The 14649-nt window shown below is 66.1% G+C and carries 11 protein-coding genes; 6 read left to right on the plus strand and 5 right to left on the minus strand.

Annotated features, from left to right (window positions below):
* Positions 1–16: 16 nt before the first annotated feature.
* Genes glgX through ABD022_RS02060 form a run of 3 tightly spaced genes read right to left on the minus strand, consistent with a single transcriptional unit; the run spans position 17 to position 5861 of the window.
* On the minus strand, positions 17–2125 hold the full coding sequence (glgX, locus tag ABD022_RS02050) for a glycogen debranching protein GlgX (RefSeq protein ID WP_343820176.1): 2109 nt from the start codon (positions 2123–2125) through the stop codon (positions 17–19).
* Positions 2125–4020, minus strand: coding sequence for a 1,4-alpha-glucan branching protein GlgB (gene glgB / locus ABD022_RS02055; RefSeq protein WP_343819789.1), 1896 nt, complete (start codon positions 4018–4020; stop codon positions 2125–2127). The genes glgX and glgB overlap by 1 nt, the downstream gene beginning before the upstream one ends.
* On the minus strand, positions 4017–5861 hold the full coding sequence (locus ABD022_RS02060) for a putative maltokinase (RefSeq protein ID WP_343819791.1): 1845 nt from the start codon (positions 5859–5861) through the stop codon (positions 4017–4019). Before ABD022_RS02060 ends, glgB begins: the two co-directional genes overlap by 4 nt.
* Here ABD022_RS02060 and ABD022_RS02065 point away from each other — a divergent pair.
* On the plus strand, positions 5860–6183 hold the full coding sequence (locus tag ABD022_RS02065; protein ID WP_343819793.1) for a hypothetical protein: 324 nt from the start codon (positions 5860–5862) through the stop codon (positions 6181–6183). The two genes, ABD022_RS02060 and ABD022_RS02065, sit on opposite strands and share 2 nt — an antisense overlap.
* Before the next feature lie 84 nt (positions 6184–6267).
* Here the strand turns inward: ABD022_RS02065 and ABD022_RS02070 are convergent, their stop codons facing one another.
* Complete coding sequence (locus ABD022_RS02070; protein ID WP_343819795.1) at positions 6268–6732, minus strand: hypothetical protein; 465 nt, start codon at positions 6730–6732, stop codon at positions 6268–6270.
* Positions 6733–6995: 263 nt separating this feature from the next.
* On the opposite strand from ABD022_RS02070, the gene ABD022_RS02075 reads away from it, so the two are divergent.
* Positions 6996–7211: a prenyltransferase gene (locus ABD022_RS02075; protein ID WP_325125144.1), complete on the plus strand. Its 216-nt coding sequence runs from the start codon at positions 6996–6998 to the stop codon at positions 7209–7211.
* Positions 7212–7288: 77 nt separating this feature from the next.
* Positions 7289–7450, plus strand: a complete 162-nt coding sequence (locus tag ABD022_RS02080; RefSeq protein WP_325125142.1) for a DUF1328 domain-containing protein — start codon at positions 7289–7291, stop codon at positions 7448–7450.
* Positions 7451–7535: 85 nt separating this feature from the next.
* On the opposite strand, the gene ABD022_RS02085 is transcribed toward ABD022_RS02080, so the two are convergent.
* Positions 7536–8555 carry a LysR family transcriptional regulator gene (locus ABD022_RS02085; protein ID WP_343819799.1) on the minus strand — a complete coding sequence of 340 codons (1020 nt, stop codon included), beginning with the start codon at positions 8553–8555 and terminating at the stop codon, positions 7536–7538.
* Positions 8556–8696: 141 nt separating this feature from the next.
* Here ABD022_RS02085 and ABD022_RS02090 point away from each other — a divergent pair, with 141 nt between their 5' ends.
* The 3 genes from ABD022_RS02090 to ABD022_RS02100 are packed head-to-tail and all read left to right on the plus strand — an operon-like array spanning position 8697 to position 14553.
* On the plus strand, positions 8697–9911 hold the full coding sequence (locus ABD022_RS02090; protein ID WP_343819801.1) for an efflux RND transporter periplasmic adaptor subunit: 1215 nt from the start codon (positions 8697–8699) through the stop codon (positions 9909–9911).
* 8 nt (positions 9912–9919) lie between these two features.
* Positions 9920–13120 carry an efflux RND transporter permease subunit gene (locus tag ABD022_RS02095; protein WP_343819803.1) on the plus strand — a complete coding sequence of 1067 codons (3201 nt, stop codon included), beginning with the start codon at positions 9920–9922 and terminating at the stop codon, positions 13118–13120.
* The gene (locus tag ABD022_RS02100) at positions 13117–14553 is read left to right on the plus strand and encodes an efflux transporter outer membrane subunit (protein WP_343819805.1); all 1437 of its coding nucleotides are present in this window, start codon (positions 13117–13119) and stop codon (positions 14551–14553) included. Before ABD022_RS02095 ends, ABD022_RS02100 begins: the two co-directional genes overlap by 4 nt.
* Positions 14554–14649 lie beyond the last annotated feature (96 nt).

Genomic DNA, 14649 nt, shown 5'->3' on the forward strand with positions numbered 1-14649 from the left:
CTGCCCCCCGCCGCCTTCACGCCGGGCCGTCCCCGGCCCCCTGCGCAGCCAGCAGGACAATGGAATGCGCCTGCACCTCGATTCCATCCGTCACGGCGGTGACGGAATGATCTTCAGTGCCGGAATCCAGCTCGCATGTCCAGGTCAGCGAAGGTTCGGGCAGCACGAAAGACAAGGCCCCGTCGCGGGGATTCAGCAGCAGCAGCGTGACATCCACCACTCCGCCGCGAAGCGAGGCCCGCCGCAACGCGAAGGCGCGCTGCTCGCCCTCTTCCCAGTCCGCTGGAGAAACCGGCCGGCCATCCGGCTCGAAGAAACCCGCACGCGCCACCCCAGGCAGTATTTCCTCGGCCAGGTCCAGGTAGCGGTCCGCATGCAGGCTGGGGTGAAGCCATCGCAATTCGGCAAGCCGCCCGACAAACCGTATCATCGTCTCGCCGCGGGTGCTGTCCACACGGCTCCAGTCCAGCCACGACAGCGGGTTGTCCTGGCAATAAACGTTGTTGTTGCCCGATTGCGTGTGGCCGAACTCGTCGCCCGCCAGCAGCATCGGCGTGCCATCCGAGAAGAACAGGCTGGCCAGCAAGGCGCGGCGGACGCAGTCACGCAAGCCTGCGATGGCTTTGTCGTCGGTATCGCCCTCCACGCCCCAGTTGGCACTGAAATTTTCATGGGTGCCGTCTTGGCCGTCCTCGCCGTTGGCTTCATTGTGGCGTTCGGCGTAGCTCACGAGATCGGCGAGCGTGAAACCATCGTGCGCGGTAATGAAGTTGACGCTGCTCCAGGGCCGCCGGTGGCGGCGATCGAAAAGACTGCGAGAGCCGCACAGCGCGCCCGCCATGCCCTGCCTCTGGGCCGCGTCGCCACGCCAGTAGCGACGCGCGCTATCCCGGAATACACCGTTCCACTCGGCAAATCCGGGCGGATGCTGGCCGAGCTGGTAGCCGCCAAGCCCCACATCCCAGGGCTCCGCGATCAACTTGAGGCGAGAAAGAACCGGATCCTGGAGAATGGCGTCGAAGAATCCCGCCCCCGGGTCGAACCCCGTGCCCTCGCGTCCCAGCGTCGCGCACAGGTCGAAGCGGAAACCGTCCACACGGTACGAGCAGGCCCACTCGCGCAGGGAATCGAGGACCATGCGCAGCACGGCGGGATGGGACAGATTGACTGTATTGCCGCAGCCGGTTTCATCGATGTAACGGCGCTCGTCGCCAGGCACGAGGCGATAGTAGCTGGCGTTGTCGATCCCCCGCCACGACAGCGTGGGGCCCCACTCATTGCCCTCGCAAGTGTGGTTGTAGACGACATCCAGGACGACCTGTATGCCTGCTGCATGCAGGCGGCGGATGGCCTGGCGCAGGGTATTGGGGCCATTGGGGACATAGCGGGGTTCGGGCGCGAAATAGGCCAGCGTGTCATAACCCCAGTAGTTGCACAGGCCCCGTTCTTCCAGCGTGCGGTTCTGCAGGAACGCATGCACGGGCAACAGTTCGACCGCCGACACGCCCAGCCGGTGCAGATGCTCCACGAAACGCGGATCGCCCAGCGCCGCGGCCGTGCCGCGCATGGATACGGGAATGTCATCGCGCATCATCGAGGCGCCCCGCACATGGACTTCGTAGAGGATCGTGTCGGCCCAGGGCGTGTCCGGCGCCCTGGAATCCCCCCAGGAATACGGGTGCTCCGCCGTGACGATGCATTTCGGCATCAAGGCTGCACTGTCGCGCCTGTCCATGCTGAGGTCGCCGCGCGCATGACCCACGCGATAACCGAACAAGGCGTCACCCCAGTGCACCTCGCCATGCAGGCGGCGCGCGTAAGGGTCGAGCAACAGCTTGAAGGGGTTGAAGCGATGGCCGTTGGCGGGATCGTAGGGTCCATGGACGCGAAAGCCGTACAGCAACCCCGGCTCCGCATCGGGCAGGTAGCCGTGCCACACCTCGTCGGTGCATTCGGGCAGCGCGACACGCCGCATTTCCTTGCGGCCATTGGCGTCGAACAGGCAAAGATCGACACGGGTGGCATTTGCGGAAAACAAGGCGAAGTTGACGCCGAGTCCGTCGTGGTTCGCACCGAGCGGATAGGGCCGCCCGGCCGATAGCGGGGCATGCGGGGCCTGGTTCATCATTGCGGCTCCTGTGAGACGAATAGCAGCGTGGAATTGCCCGGCAGGTCCAGCACGAGCGAACAGGGCCGCCCGTGCCTGGGCTCTTCCCATGCCGCGATGTTTCGGAGAGACGGCGGCCGGTCGGCGCAGCTCGAGTCCAGAAGCAATTGCCACGGCCCGGCACGGCTCGCCCCCACCGCATAGCCGGCATGGGGCACCGGCGTGAAATTGCAGACGGCCAGCAGCGACGCCTGCCCCGGCGCGGAACGCTCGAAGGCGAACACGCTGTTCTCCACATCATCCGCGACGGTCCACGAGAAGCCAGCCACATCGGCGTCGCTGGCGTGCAAGGCGGCCAGGTCGCCGTACAGGCGATTGAGCCGACCGACCAGGCGCTGCACATCTCTGTGGGCCGGCTGGTCGAGAAGATCCCAATCGACGGCGGCATCATGGTCCCATTCACGCCACTGGCCGATCTCGCAGCCCATGAATAGGAGTTTCTTTCCCGGATGGGCCCACATGAAGGCCAGGTAGGCACGCAATGCATCCAGCCTGCGCGCCGGGTCGCCTGCCATCTTCGCTGCCAGGGATCCCTTGCCGTACACGACCTCATCGTGCGAAAGCGGCAGGATGAAGCGCTCCGAGAACGCATACTGAAAGCCGAAGGCGATGTCGCCATGATGGTAGCGGCGATGGATCGGGTCGCGCCGCATGTATTGCAGGGTATCGTGCATCCAGCCCATGTTCCATTTGTAATCGAAGCCCAATCCGCCCTCTGCCGCCGGCGCCGTGACTCCCGGCCACGCAGTGGATTCTTCCGCGATGGTGACCGTGCCATCGCCCCGGGCGCGCACGCTGCCGGTCAATTCCCGCAGGAAATCGATCGCTTCCAGGTTCTCCCGTCCACCATGGCGATTAGGTATCCATTGGCCCGGCGCGCGGCTGTAGTCGCGATACAGCATCGAGGCGACCGCGTCCACGCGCAGGCCGTCGATGTGGTATTCGGTGAGCCAATGATGGGCGCTTGCCAGCAACATGGCTTTCACCTCGTTGCGCCCAAGGTTGTAGATGGCGCTGTGCCAATCGGGGTGATGCCCCTCGCGAGGATCCGCATGCTCGTACAGCGCGGTTCCATCGAAATGCTCAAGACCGTGCGCGTCTTCGGGAAAGTGCGAAGGCACCCAGTCCAGGATCACGCCGATTCCCTCGGCGTGGCAGTGCCCGACGAAACGGGCGAAGCTACGGGGCGTTCCATGGCGCGCGGTCGGCGCGAAAAGGCCAAGCGGCTGATAGCCCCACGAACCGCCGAACGGATGCTCCATGACCGGCAGCAGTTCGACATGGGTGAAACCCAGCGCGCGTGCATACGGCGGCAAACGTTCGCCCAGCCTTTCCCACAGATCGTCGCCTCCGCCTGGGCGCACCCAGGACCCTGCGTGGACTTCGTAGATGCTGACCGGCCGGGACGGATGCTGGCGGTCCGGCCGTGCGGCACACCAGTCGCCGTCATGCCACTCGACGAGTTCCGCGCCATCGACCACCGAAGCCGTATGCGGCGGGCATTCCGCGCGCCGGGCGAGCGGATCGGCCTTCCAGCGCAGGATGCCGTCCGCCCCCAGCACGGCGAATTTGTAGCGGTCTCCGGCGCGCACGCCCGGCATAAAGAGTTCCCAGACGCCCGTCCCATGACGCAAGCGCATCGGATGGCGGGACGGATCCCATGCATTGAAATCGCCCACCAGGGCGACCTGCCGCGCATTGGGCGCCCACACGGCGCAACGCAGGCCCTGCTCGGTTCCGATCTTCACGAGGGCGGGCGCGAGCGAAGCGACGGCGCGCCAGTCGCCCGCGCCGAAACGCTCAAGCGTGGCGTCGTCGATCAAGGCACCGGCCGTCTGGAGAGACTCGATCATGGCGAACCGCCTGCAGCAGGCGCGGCCTGCAACCCCAGTAGTGCGCCCGCGAGCCGCACGAGCGCATGCACGGGGATCGGCAGCCATTCGGGGCGATGCGCCGCCTCGTAGCGCACTTCGTAGGCCGCTTTTTCCAACTGGAATATCGTGAGCAGCGCGGATTCCGTCTCATCGCTCAACGCCAGCGCGGGGGCCCGGGCATCACGGTAGCCGTCCAGGAACGCCGCACCGGCGCGCGCGCGGAAGATCGACAGCAGCTCGGCAGGCGGCGCGGCGGGCGCAGCCCCGGGGGCCTGCGGCAGCCCCGCCCCGGCAGCCGCATCGGACGGCGTCTCCGGCATGCCCGGCGTGCGGTCTTCTTCCCGCCGCGCGAGCGCCGCAGCGTAATCGAAAGAACGCAGCATGCCCGCAAGATCCTTGTAGATCGTGGAAGCCTCGCGCCGCCGTTCCGGATCACTGAGCGGTTCACCCTCGAAATCGATCAGGTACGCATCGGCATGCGAGACCAGGATCTGACCCAGGTGCAAGTCGCCATGCCCCCGCAGCCGCATGACGCTTCCGGCCAGACGGACCACCTCGTCCACGCGGGACGCCAGGGCGACGCGATGGGTGCGCAGGAATGCAACGGCATCCCGCAAGGGCGCCAGAACATCCGCGGGCTGCCGCGCAAGCGCTTCGAGCGCCAAGGACAACGCGTGCAACGCCCGCCTGCCATCAGCGGCGATGTCGGCCAAGGTGCCAGCCGTCGCCGGCGGCGGTCCGCCATCTTCCGCATCCACCGGCCGTGCAAAGACCGCATGCAGTTCGGCCACTCTGCGGCCCATGCGCCGTGCAAGCGCCAGATAGCCCGACAGGCTCTCCTCGAACGCGGTCGCATCGTTTCCGGTCAGCAGCGTGGCCTCCAGGTTGCGGTGCAGGAACTCCAGAGTCCATTGCCAGGCATTGCCTTCATTGGGCACGTAGCGGTGCAGCACGGCCAACGTGCGGCAACTGCCGTCGGCGGCATGGCATTCGACGGTACCGAGCAAAGCAGGCGCATTGGCGTAGCCGGCCTGCGTCAGCCAACGGCTCATTTCGATCGCCGGGTCGGGTTCAGGTCCGACCTGCCGCAGGACCTTGATCACGATCTGTTCATCCACGATCGCGGAACTGTTGCTCTGTTCTCCCCCGACCCAGCGTACATCGGCATCGGGCGGGAGCGGCTCCAGGGCGTCCGCAACGCGCCGGTAATGCAACACCGGCTGGCCGGACGAGGACGGTCCGGCCCTTGGCTCCGGCTCGCCGCCCGCAGGGGCCCTGCTCAGTCCATCCACCAGCGCGCGCAGAAAACCGGCCTCCTGGACAGCATCGACCAGAACCCCCGTGTCGGCGCCGCAACGGACACGTGCAATCGGATAGGCCGGCCGGGCATCTTCGTTCCAGCACAAAGTGACCGGAACGCTCAGGCGCCTGGCACCTGAACCTTCGAATCCGAGCAGCACCCAGCAATGCCAGGATGCCGCCTGGGCTGCCGGCGCACCGGTGGCCGGCAGGGGAACCATCTCTTCGATGCAAAGGCTGGACAGACCGGCGGCCGACCAGCGCTGCCGGGCCAGATAAGCAGGCAGCGCCTCGCGTTCGAAGAGCTTGCGTGGCGCTTCACCGAAGGTCCGCGGATGCTTCGACCGCAGGACCAGCGTGGCGAGTTCCCGCACCCGCTCCGGTTGCTCGACATGCCAGTCCGGCGGTGCGGCATCGGCGTCCAGTTCGAACCAGTAGAAACCGTAAGGCGGCAGCGTCAACAGGTAAGGCAGCTCGCCGACGCTCGATCCACGTCCGTGCAAACGACTCGGGCGGCGCATGCAGCACGCGCCGGGTGATCAAGTCTTCATGAGGCACCTGGGGATCGATGCGTGGATCCTCCAGGTCGGGCTGCAGCCATTCCGGGCGCGCCGTGGCCGGAAGCGCGCCACGGGCGACGCGATCCAGCGCCAGCTCGAGATGGCAGGTCAGGCCTTGGTCCGCAAGGCGGCGGCCAGCTTCGGCAATCTCTTCGCCGATCGGCAGGCCGGACCGTTCGCTCAGATCCGCATCGAGGGGAGCCGCCCTGTGGGATCGGCCGCCAGTCCGCCAGGGCACGGGCGCAATGACGCCCGTGGCGCCAGCGGCCTTCCACCGTTCTGAGTGCTCTACCGCTGCCTCAAGCGAAACGGCCCTGGCGAGACAGGGCCAATGCGCAGCGCAATTCCGTTCCCGGGCCATGGGTGCTTATCCAGCCGCCGAAAAACGTGCTTCTTTGGCGCAGGCGATGAAGATTCGCGCGATGGCGCCCGCGAAAGCCTCGTCGAACCAGGGAAAGCACCCACTGACCCCCACCGCGACACCATCGACGATCACGCCGCCCCACAAAGGCAGCTCACCCGCCGCCATGCGGTGCGGTTCGAGGTCGCAAACCTCGTGTCCGTCACGCCCGGAGCGCCAGCACATGCGGGCCTTGCCGCGCGCATAGGCGGCATAATCGGCGTCCCAGCGTTCCGCATCCCCGACGTTGTGCTCGTACAGGATGGCGTCTTCGAAAGATGTTTCGCCGGGCGGCGCAAGCGGATTCATCACCACGACATGCAGGAAACCGCTGTCCCCGGCCTCGTGCGAATCCATGGCGGCGGCGATCATGGGCATGGCCAGGCGCACCGCACGCGCAGCCGATTCCCGGTCGAAGAATGCTCCCTTCATGAAGCCTCCTCTTGGCTTTTCATCCTCGAAGATTCAGCAAGCGGCATGCCCGCGTTTTCTGAAGGAATTGATTTGTATCCTGGTGTACGGACCCCTGCATCGATATTTCCGTGGCACGGACCCACGGCGGCCGGAAACGAAGCATTAGCCAGGAAAATTATTTCCTTGTTACTGCATACAATATTCGCAAGAAAACCGTCGGTTAATCACGGCCAATATCGTGCTAGGGTGAAAGCGAATATCAACAACACGGAGGCCGTATCATGAGAAAACTGAAAATGATCGCCAGCCATGTGACCATGGCGGGGATGTTGCTCAGCCTGGGCGCTTGCGGCGGAATGTCGCAGCAGGGCAAAAGCACGGCCGCAGGGGCGGGAATCGGAGCGGTCGGCGGCGCAGTCCTGACGGGCGGAAGCGCCGCAGGCACGATCGGCGGCGCGGCAGTGGGCGGCATCGTGGGCCATGAGGCCGGAAAATAATCATCCATCGCCTGCCGCGTGAATCCACACTCCCGATTCACGCCGAAACACGCCATTCCTGATTCTGGAGATCACCAATGCTGTATTACGCCATCGTTTTTCTCATTATTGCGCTGGTCGCCGGCGTCTTGGGCTTTTTCGGTATAGCCGGGATGGCCGCGAGCATTGCCAAGATCCTGTTCTTCATTTTCATCGCCCTGTTCGTGCTGTCGCTCATATTCGGCCGCAGGCGGCCATGAAAGCGCTGCCTCATGGCGGCCCCGCAGCCGCCCGCCGGCGGCGCGCGTCAGGGGCGGGGCGGACCGCGGGTGGCCCGCCCCGTTTTCAGAATGCGCCTTCCAGTTCGTTTTGCCGGTCCAGTATCTCGCGCAAGGCGTGTCCGTGCTGCGACCCGCCCGCAAAGCGGCAGGTTTCTTCCTGCGGATAATCTGCCAGGCACTTCTCCATGGCGGAGCAGCAGCGGAAAACCCCGGTGATCCAGTCGACGAAGACATTCACTTTCGGGGAGAGGTGGCGGCTCGGCTGATAGACGACGGAAATCGGCATGGGCGGTGGCGCCCAGGCGTCCAGCACTTCGATCAATTCACCCGATTCCAGGTACGGCGCCGCCATGTACAGGGGCGGCTGGATCATGCCGAATCCCGCCAGCCCGGCGGTAACGTAGGCATCCGCATCGTTCACCGACAGTGCGCCCGGCACGGCAATATCCACGATCTCGTCGCCGACCTTGAAACTCCAGTCGATATTGCGCCCCGTGCGTGAAGAAAAATAATTGACGGCACGGTGCCTGCTCAGGTCATCCAGCGTCTGCGGCTTTCCGTGCCGGGCGATGTAGGAAGGCGCCGCGCACGACACCCCCTTGAATACCCCGATCCGCTTCGCGATCAGGGAAGAATCCTTCAGATCTCCGATCCGCAACGCGCAGTCCACGGCTTCCTGGACCAGGTCGACAGGCCGGTCGCTCAGGCCGACGACCAGTTCGATGTCCGGATAGCGTTCGTGGAAATCGCACAATTTTGGAATGAGCAACGTACGGCCCAGGGATGGGGGCGCATCGATGCGCAGGCGTCCCCGCGGCCCCCGGGTGCGGTCCTGGAAGGAAGCCTCGGTCTCCTCGACCTCCGCAAGAATGCCGATGCAGCGCTCGTAATAGGCGGCCCCATCGGGCGTCAGGCTCAACCGGCGCGTGCTGCGGTTCAGCAGCCGGACGCCCAGGTGCTCCTCCAGCTTGCGGATGATCGTGCTGACGGTTGCCCTGGGCATGTCGAGGCTGTCCGCCGCCAGGGAAAAGCTGTTGGCATCCACGACCCGGACGAAAACCTGCATGGCTTGAAGACGGTCCATCGCGACACTCCTGTGCGGACATGGTGTGGCATCCACGCCCGCCATTGTTATCCATTAATGAATAGTGATGACAAAAATTGGGTATTTATCCGTTTTTGCGAATAACAAATAATACCGCACTGTTCAAAAGGGAACTTCACCATGCTCACTCCACGCAGACGATACGCGGTCGCGATCGCCGCATTGTTGCTCGCAGCAGGTTTCCTGCTGGTGCGCAAAAGCATTGGCGGGCCGGCATCCCCCTCCCCCGTCGGGCCGCCCGCGATCCCGGTCGACGTAGCCACGGTCCAGGCGCGCAAGATCACGGATTGGCACGAATATTCCGGACGCCTCGAGGCCGTGGACCGCGTCGAGATCCGGCCGCTGGTGTCCGGCACCCTGGTCAAGGTGCATTTCAAGGACGGCGCGCTGGTACAACGAGGCGATCCGCTCTTCACCATCGATCCGCGCCCCTACCAGGCCGCGGTGGATGAAGCACAGGCGCGGCTGGCCGCCGCAAAGGCAAGAGCCGCCTACGCCAGCGCCGATCTGGCCCGCGGGCAACGGCTGCTCGCCGGCAATGCCATCGCCCGCCGCGACTTCGAGGAGAAGCGCAACGCGGCCCGGGAAGCGGCCGCCAACGTCGAGGCCGCCAGCGCGGCGCTGCAGACCGCGCGGCTGGACCTGGAACACACCCGGATCGTCGCGCCGATCTCCGGCCGTGTCTCGCGCGCGGAAGTCACCGAAGGCAACATCGTCGGCGCCGGCGAGGCGCGGCCGCTGACCACCCTGGTTTCCGTGGCGCAGATCTATGCAACGTTCGAAATGGACGAACCCACCTTCCTGCGCACCATGGGCAGCACCGCCGCCGGGGCTGCGCCGGCCGTCCCGGTATCCATGGGGCTGGCCAGCGAGAAGGGGCATCCCCGCCAGGGCCGGCTGGCATCCCTGGACAACCAGCTCGATCCCCTGAGCGGCACGATGCGGGTGCGGGCGCTGTTCGACAACCCGGACGGACTGCTGCGCCCAGGCCTGTACGCAAGAATCCTGCTGGGTGCGGGCCAGCCCCATGACGCTGTCCTCCTGGAGGAAAAGGCCATCGGCACCGACCAGGCCAAGCGTTTCGTCCTGGTCGTGGACCAGGCCAACAAAGTGGTCTACAGGGAAGTGACCCTGGGCGCGGGCCGCAACGGGCTGCGCGTGGTCGAAACCGGACTGAAGGCTGGCGACAAGGTCGTGGTCGGCGGCATGCAACGCGTCCAGCCCGGCGATCTCGTGGCACCGACGGCCATCGAGACGGACGACACGGGCAGGCTGGCGGCCGGCGAAGCCGGCACACCCGCAGCAACGGCAGCTCCGGCATCCCATCAATCCTGAGCAAACCGATGAACATTTCCAAATTCTTCGTCGACCGGCCGATCTTCGCCGCCGTCCTGTCCGTGCTGATCCTGCTGGCGGGGCTGCTGTCCGTCTTCCGCCTGCCCATCTCCGAGTATCCGGAAGTCGTTCCGCCCTCCGTGGTCGTGCGCGCCCAATTCCCCGGGGCCAATCCCAAGGTGATCGCCGAGACCGTCGCCGCCCCCCTGGAAGAAGCGATCAATGGGGTGGAGGGCATGCTGTACATGCAGTCCCAGGCCAATAGCGACGGCAATCTGGCGGTGACGATCCATTTCCACCTGGGCACCGACCCCGACAAGGCACAGCAACTCGTGCAGAACCGTGTCGCCCAGGCCCTGCCTCGCCTGCCGGAAGACGTCCAGCGGCTGGGGGTCACCACAGTCAAGGCGTCTCCTGCCCTGACGATGGTCGTGCATCTGATCTCGCCGGACGATCGCTACGACCTGACCTACCTGCGCAACTACGCCGTCCTGAACGTCAAGGACCGGCTGGCCCGCATTCCGGGCGTGGGCGAGGTGCAGATCTGGGGCTCGGGCAACTACGCCCTGCGCGTCTGGCTGAACCCGCAGCGCGTCGCCGAGCGCGGCCTGACCGCCGGCGACGTGGTGGCGGCGATCCGCGAGCAGAATGTACAGGTGGCCGCCGGCGTGATCGGCGCCGCACCCAGCGGGCCGGACGTCGCCATGCAGTTTTCCGTCAATGCCCAGGGCCGGCTACGGACGGAGGAAGAATTCGGCGACATCATCCTGAAGACGTCGGCCGACGGCGGCGTGACCCGCCTGCGCGATGTGGCCCGCATCGAGCTGGGCGCTTCGGAATACGCGCTGCGATCCCTGCTGGACAACAAGCCGGCGGTCGCCATGGCCATCATGGAAGCGCCAGGCGCCAACGCGCTGGAAATATCCGCGGCCGTGCGCCAGACCATCCAGGAACTTTCCGCGGATTTCCCGCCCTCGCTGGAAAGCCGCATCGTGTACGACCCCACCCAGTTCGTCCGGTCCAGCATCCGGGCAGTGGTCACGACGCTGCTCGAAGCCATCGCCCTGGTGGTCATCGTCGTCATCGCATTCCTGCAGACCTGGCGCGCATCCATCATCCCGCTGCTGGCCGTACCCGTGTCCATCATCGGCACGTTCTCTCTGATGCTGGCATTCGGCTACTCCATCAATGCCCTGTCCCTGTTCGGCCTGGTGCTGGCAATCGGCATCGTCGTGGACGACGCGATCGTGGTCGTCGAGAACGTCGAACGCGGCATCGAGGACGGCCTGGGCCCGCGCGAAGCCACCTACCGCGCCATGCGCGAGGTCAGCGGACCGATCATCGCGATCGCGCTGACACTGGTGGCAGTCTTCGTGCCACTGGCGTTCATGACCGGGCTGAGCGGCCAGTTCTTCAGGCAATTCGCCATGACGATCGCGATCTCGACCGTGATCTCGGCCTTCAACTCGCTGACGCTGTCGCCGGCGCTGGCCGCGCTGCTGCTGAAGCCCCATGGCGCCCGGCCCGACGCGCTCACCCGCGGCATGGAGCGCACGCTGGGCGGCTTCTTCCGCGCGTTCAACCGCACCTTCGGCCGCGCGTCGGATGGCTATGCGATCGGGGTGGGCGGAGTGCTGCGGCGCAAGGGCGCGACCCTGGGCGTCTACCTGATCCTGCTGGCGCTCACGGCGGGCATCTCCTACGTCGTCCCTGGCGGCTTCGTGCCCGGGCAGGACAAGCAGTACCTCGTCAGCTTCGCGCAGCTGCCCAGCGGCGCATCGCTGGAACGCACGGATGCGGTCGTGCGCCGCATGACCGACATGGCGCTGACCCAACCCGGAGTCGAAAGCGTCGTGGCCTTCCCCGGCCTGTCGATCAATGGATTCACCAACAGCTCCAGCGCCGCCGTGGTGTTCATCAAGCTCGACGATTTCGCGCAGCGGCGGGACGCAGCGACATCCGCCCAGGCCATCACGGCCGCCCTGAGCCAGCAGTACTCCGGCATCAAGGACGCCTTCATCGCCGTCTTCCCGCCGCCGCCCGTGATGGGCCTGGGCACCGTCGGCGGCTTCAAGCTGCAGATCGAAGACACGGCCGGGCTGGGCTACGACAAACTCAACGACGCCGCGCAGGCCTTCCTGGCGCAGGCCGCGAAAGCGCCTGAACTGGGGCCCGCGTTTTCCAGCTACCAGATCAACGTGCCGCAACTGGATGTCGACCTGGACCGTGTCAAGGCCAAGCAGCTGGGCGTGCCCGTCACGGATGTCTTCGAGACCATGCAGATCTACCTGGGCTCTCTCTACATCAACGATTTCAACCGCTTCGGCCGGGTCTACCAGGTCAAGGCGCAGGCCGACGCGCCATTCAGGGCGCACCCCGACGACATCCTGCGCCTGAAGACGCGCAGCGCCTCGGGCGCCATGGTCCCCCTGGGCTCACTGGTATCGCTGACACCCACCTACGGTCCTGAAATGGTCGTGCGCTACAACGGCCACACGGCCGCCGACATCAACGGCGGCCCGGCGCCCGGCTACTCATCGGACCAGGCGCAGGCGGCCGCCGAGCGCATCGCCGCCTCGACACTGCCCAAAGGCATCCGGTTCGAATGGACGGACCTGACCTACCAGCAGATCCTGGCGGGCAACGCGGGCATCTGGGTGTTCCCCATCAGCGTCCTGCTGGTGTTTCTGGTGCTCGCCGCGCTCTATGAAAGCCTGACTCTGCCCCTGGCGGTGATCCTGATCGTGCCCATGAGCGTGCTCGCCGCGCTGGCGGGGGTCTGGCTGACGGGAGGCGACAACAACCTGTTCACCCAGATCGGCCTCATGGTACTGGTCGGCCTGGCGTGCAAGAACGCGATCCTGATCGTCGAGTTCGCCCGCGACCTGGAAAAGGAAGGCCTGTCGCCCGCCGACGCCGCGCGGGAAGCCAGCCGCCTGCGCCTGCGCCCCATCCTGATGACGTCGATCGCCTTCATCATGGGCATCGTGCCCCTGGTCCTTTCCACCGGAGCAGGCGCGGAAATGCGCCATGCCATGGGCATCGCGGTCTTCTTCGGCATGCTGGGCGTGACGCTGTTCGGCCTGTACCTGACCCCGGTCTTCTACGTGCTGCTGCGCAGCCTGAACCGGCGCCAGACGCGCAGCGGCCCCTCGCTCCAGCCCGCAGGCGATCCCGTCGCGCATCCCTCTCTGGAATCCTCGAAATGAGCAATACCCTTCGTCTTGCCGGCGCCTCCGGCCTGCTGGCAATCCTGCTGACCGGCTGCGCGGTCGGCCCTGAATACCGGCGCCCTTCCATCGAAGTCCCGGCAGCCTTCAAGGAGGCGCACCAGGCCGCCGGCGAAACGCTTCAATGGAAGCAGGCACAGCCCGCCGACGAACTGGAGCGGGGGCACTGGTGGTCCGTATTCCAGGATCCGACGCTGGACGCTCTGGAAAAACAGGCCATGCAGGCCAACCAGAACCTTCGGGCCGCAGCGGCCCGGGTCCGGCAGGCACGCGCATTGCGGCAAGGCGCCGGCGCGGACCGTTATCCGGAACTGACAGTCGGCATGGGACCGACCCGCCAGCGCACATCCGATGCCGGCCCCCAGGGCGGCAGCACCGCCACAGCGTGGCGCGCACAGGCCGGCATCTCGTACGAGGCCGACCTGTTCGGGCGGGTGGCGTCCCACCTGGATGCAGCCAGCGCCGACGCACAGCAGGCCCAGGCCCTGTACCAGTCCGTGATGCTGGCCCTGCAGGCCGATGTCGCTCAAGCTTATTTCACGATCCGGCAACTGGATGCGGAATCGATGCTGTACGCCCATACGGTGTCACTGCGCCGCGCGGGCCTGGATCTGCTGGAAACACGCTTTCACGAAGGCGACATCACGGAGCTCGACGTGACGCGCGCACGATCCGAACTCGCGTCCGCGCAATCGCAAGCCCTGGAAGCCGCGCGTCAAAGAGCTGCCGCCGAACACGGGCTGGCCCTGCTGCTGGGCCGGGCACCCTCGGAATTCACCCTGGCGGCGCAGGAATTGCACAGGATCTCGATCGACATCCCGGCAGGCCTGCCGTCTTCCCTGCTGGAGCGCCGGCCCGACATCGCCGCCGCCGAAAGGGCCGTCGCAGCGGCCAACGCCCGCATCGGCGAGGCCCGGGCGGCGTTCTTTCCCCAGCTCATCCTGACCGGCGCATTCGGCTACGAATCGACGGACCTCGGCGACCTGCTGCGTTGGTCCAGCCGCAGTTTCATCCTGGGCCCCCTGGCAGGGACGATGCTCAGCCTGCCCCTGTTCGACGGCGGGCGCCGCCAATCCAGGGTGGATCAGGCCCGGGCACGCTACGAAGAAGACGTGGCGCTGTACCGCCAGAGCGTGCTGCAGGCGTTCAAGGAGGTCGAGGACGGTCTGTCCGCGCTGCGCCTGCTGGACGAGCAATCGAAGACCCAGGACGTCGCCGCCGCCTCGGCGAGCCGTGCCGCGGAACTGTCGAAGGCCCAGTACGACGCCGGATCGATCAGCTACCTGGAAGTCATCGATGCCGACCGCGAAGTGCTGCGGCACCGGCAGACCGGGGTACGGCTGGACGGCCTGCGCGCCCAGGCGACCGTCCAGCTCATCAGGGCGCTCGGAGGCGGCTGGAGCCAGTCCTGAACTCCCGGCCGCCAGGCATATCGACAAAGAGCCGGACCTGGCGGCCAACCCGGCTTTGCAACGGACGGGCGGCACGCTGTTAAAATTTCCGGTTCA

The sequence above is a fragment of the Castellaniella daejeonensis genome (genome assembly GCF_039523555.1).
In the GTDB taxonomy this organism is placed as follows: Bacteria; Pseudomonadota; Gammaproteobacteria; order Burkholderiales; family Burkholderiaceae_B; genus Castellaniella; species Castellaniella daejeonensis.

What these genes read in the sequence shown, in the direction of transcription:
- glgX (WP_343820176.1), bottom strand. Translation starts at nt 2,125, where the DNA reads ATGAACCAGGCCCCGCATGCCCCGCTATCGGCCGGGCGGCCCTATCCG.
- glgB (WP_343819789.1), bottom strand. Translation starts at nt 4,020, where the DNA reads ATGATCGAGTCTCTCCAGACGGCCGGTGCCTTGATCGACGACGCCACG.
- ABD022_RS02065 (WP_343819793.1), top strand. Translation starts at nt 5,860, where the DNA reads ATGCAGCACGCGCCGGGTGATCAAGTCTTCATGAGGCACCTGGGGATC.
- ABD022_RS02060 (WP_343819791.1), bottom strand. Translation starts at nt 5,861, where the DNA reads ATGCGCCGCCCGAGTCGTTTGCACGGACGTGGATCGAGCGTCGGCGAG.
- ABD022_RS02070 (WP_343819795.1), bottom strand. Translation starts at nt 6,732, where the DNA reads ATGAAGGGAGCATTCTTCGACCGGGAATCGGCTGCGCGTGCGGTGCGC.
- ABD022_RS02075 (WP_325125144.1), top strand. Translation starts at nt 6,996, where the DNA reads ATGAGAAAACTGAAAATGATCGCCAGCCATGTGACCATGGCGGGGATG.
- ABD022_RS02080 (WP_325125142.1), top strand. Translation starts at nt 7,289, where the DNA reads ATGCTGTATTACGCCATCGTTTTTCTCATTATTGCGCTGGTCGCCGGC.
- ABD022_RS02085 (WP_343819799.1), bottom strand. Translation starts at nt 8,555, where the DNA reads ATGGACCGTCTTCAAGCCATGCAGGTTTTCGTCCGGGTCGTGGATGCC.
- ABD022_RS02090 (WP_343819801.1), top strand. Translation starts at nt 8,697, where the DNA reads ATGCTCACTCCACGCAGACGATACGCGGTCGCGATCGCCGCATTGTTG.
- ABD022_RS02095 (WP_343819803.1), top strand. Translation starts at nt 9,920, where the DNA reads ATGAACATTTCCAAATTCTTCGTCGACCGGCCGATCTTCGCCGCCGTC.
- ABD022_RS02100 (WP_343819805.1), top strand. Translation starts at nt 13,117, where the DNA reads ATGAGCAATACCCTTCGTCTTGCCGGCGCCTCCGGCCTGCTGGCAATC.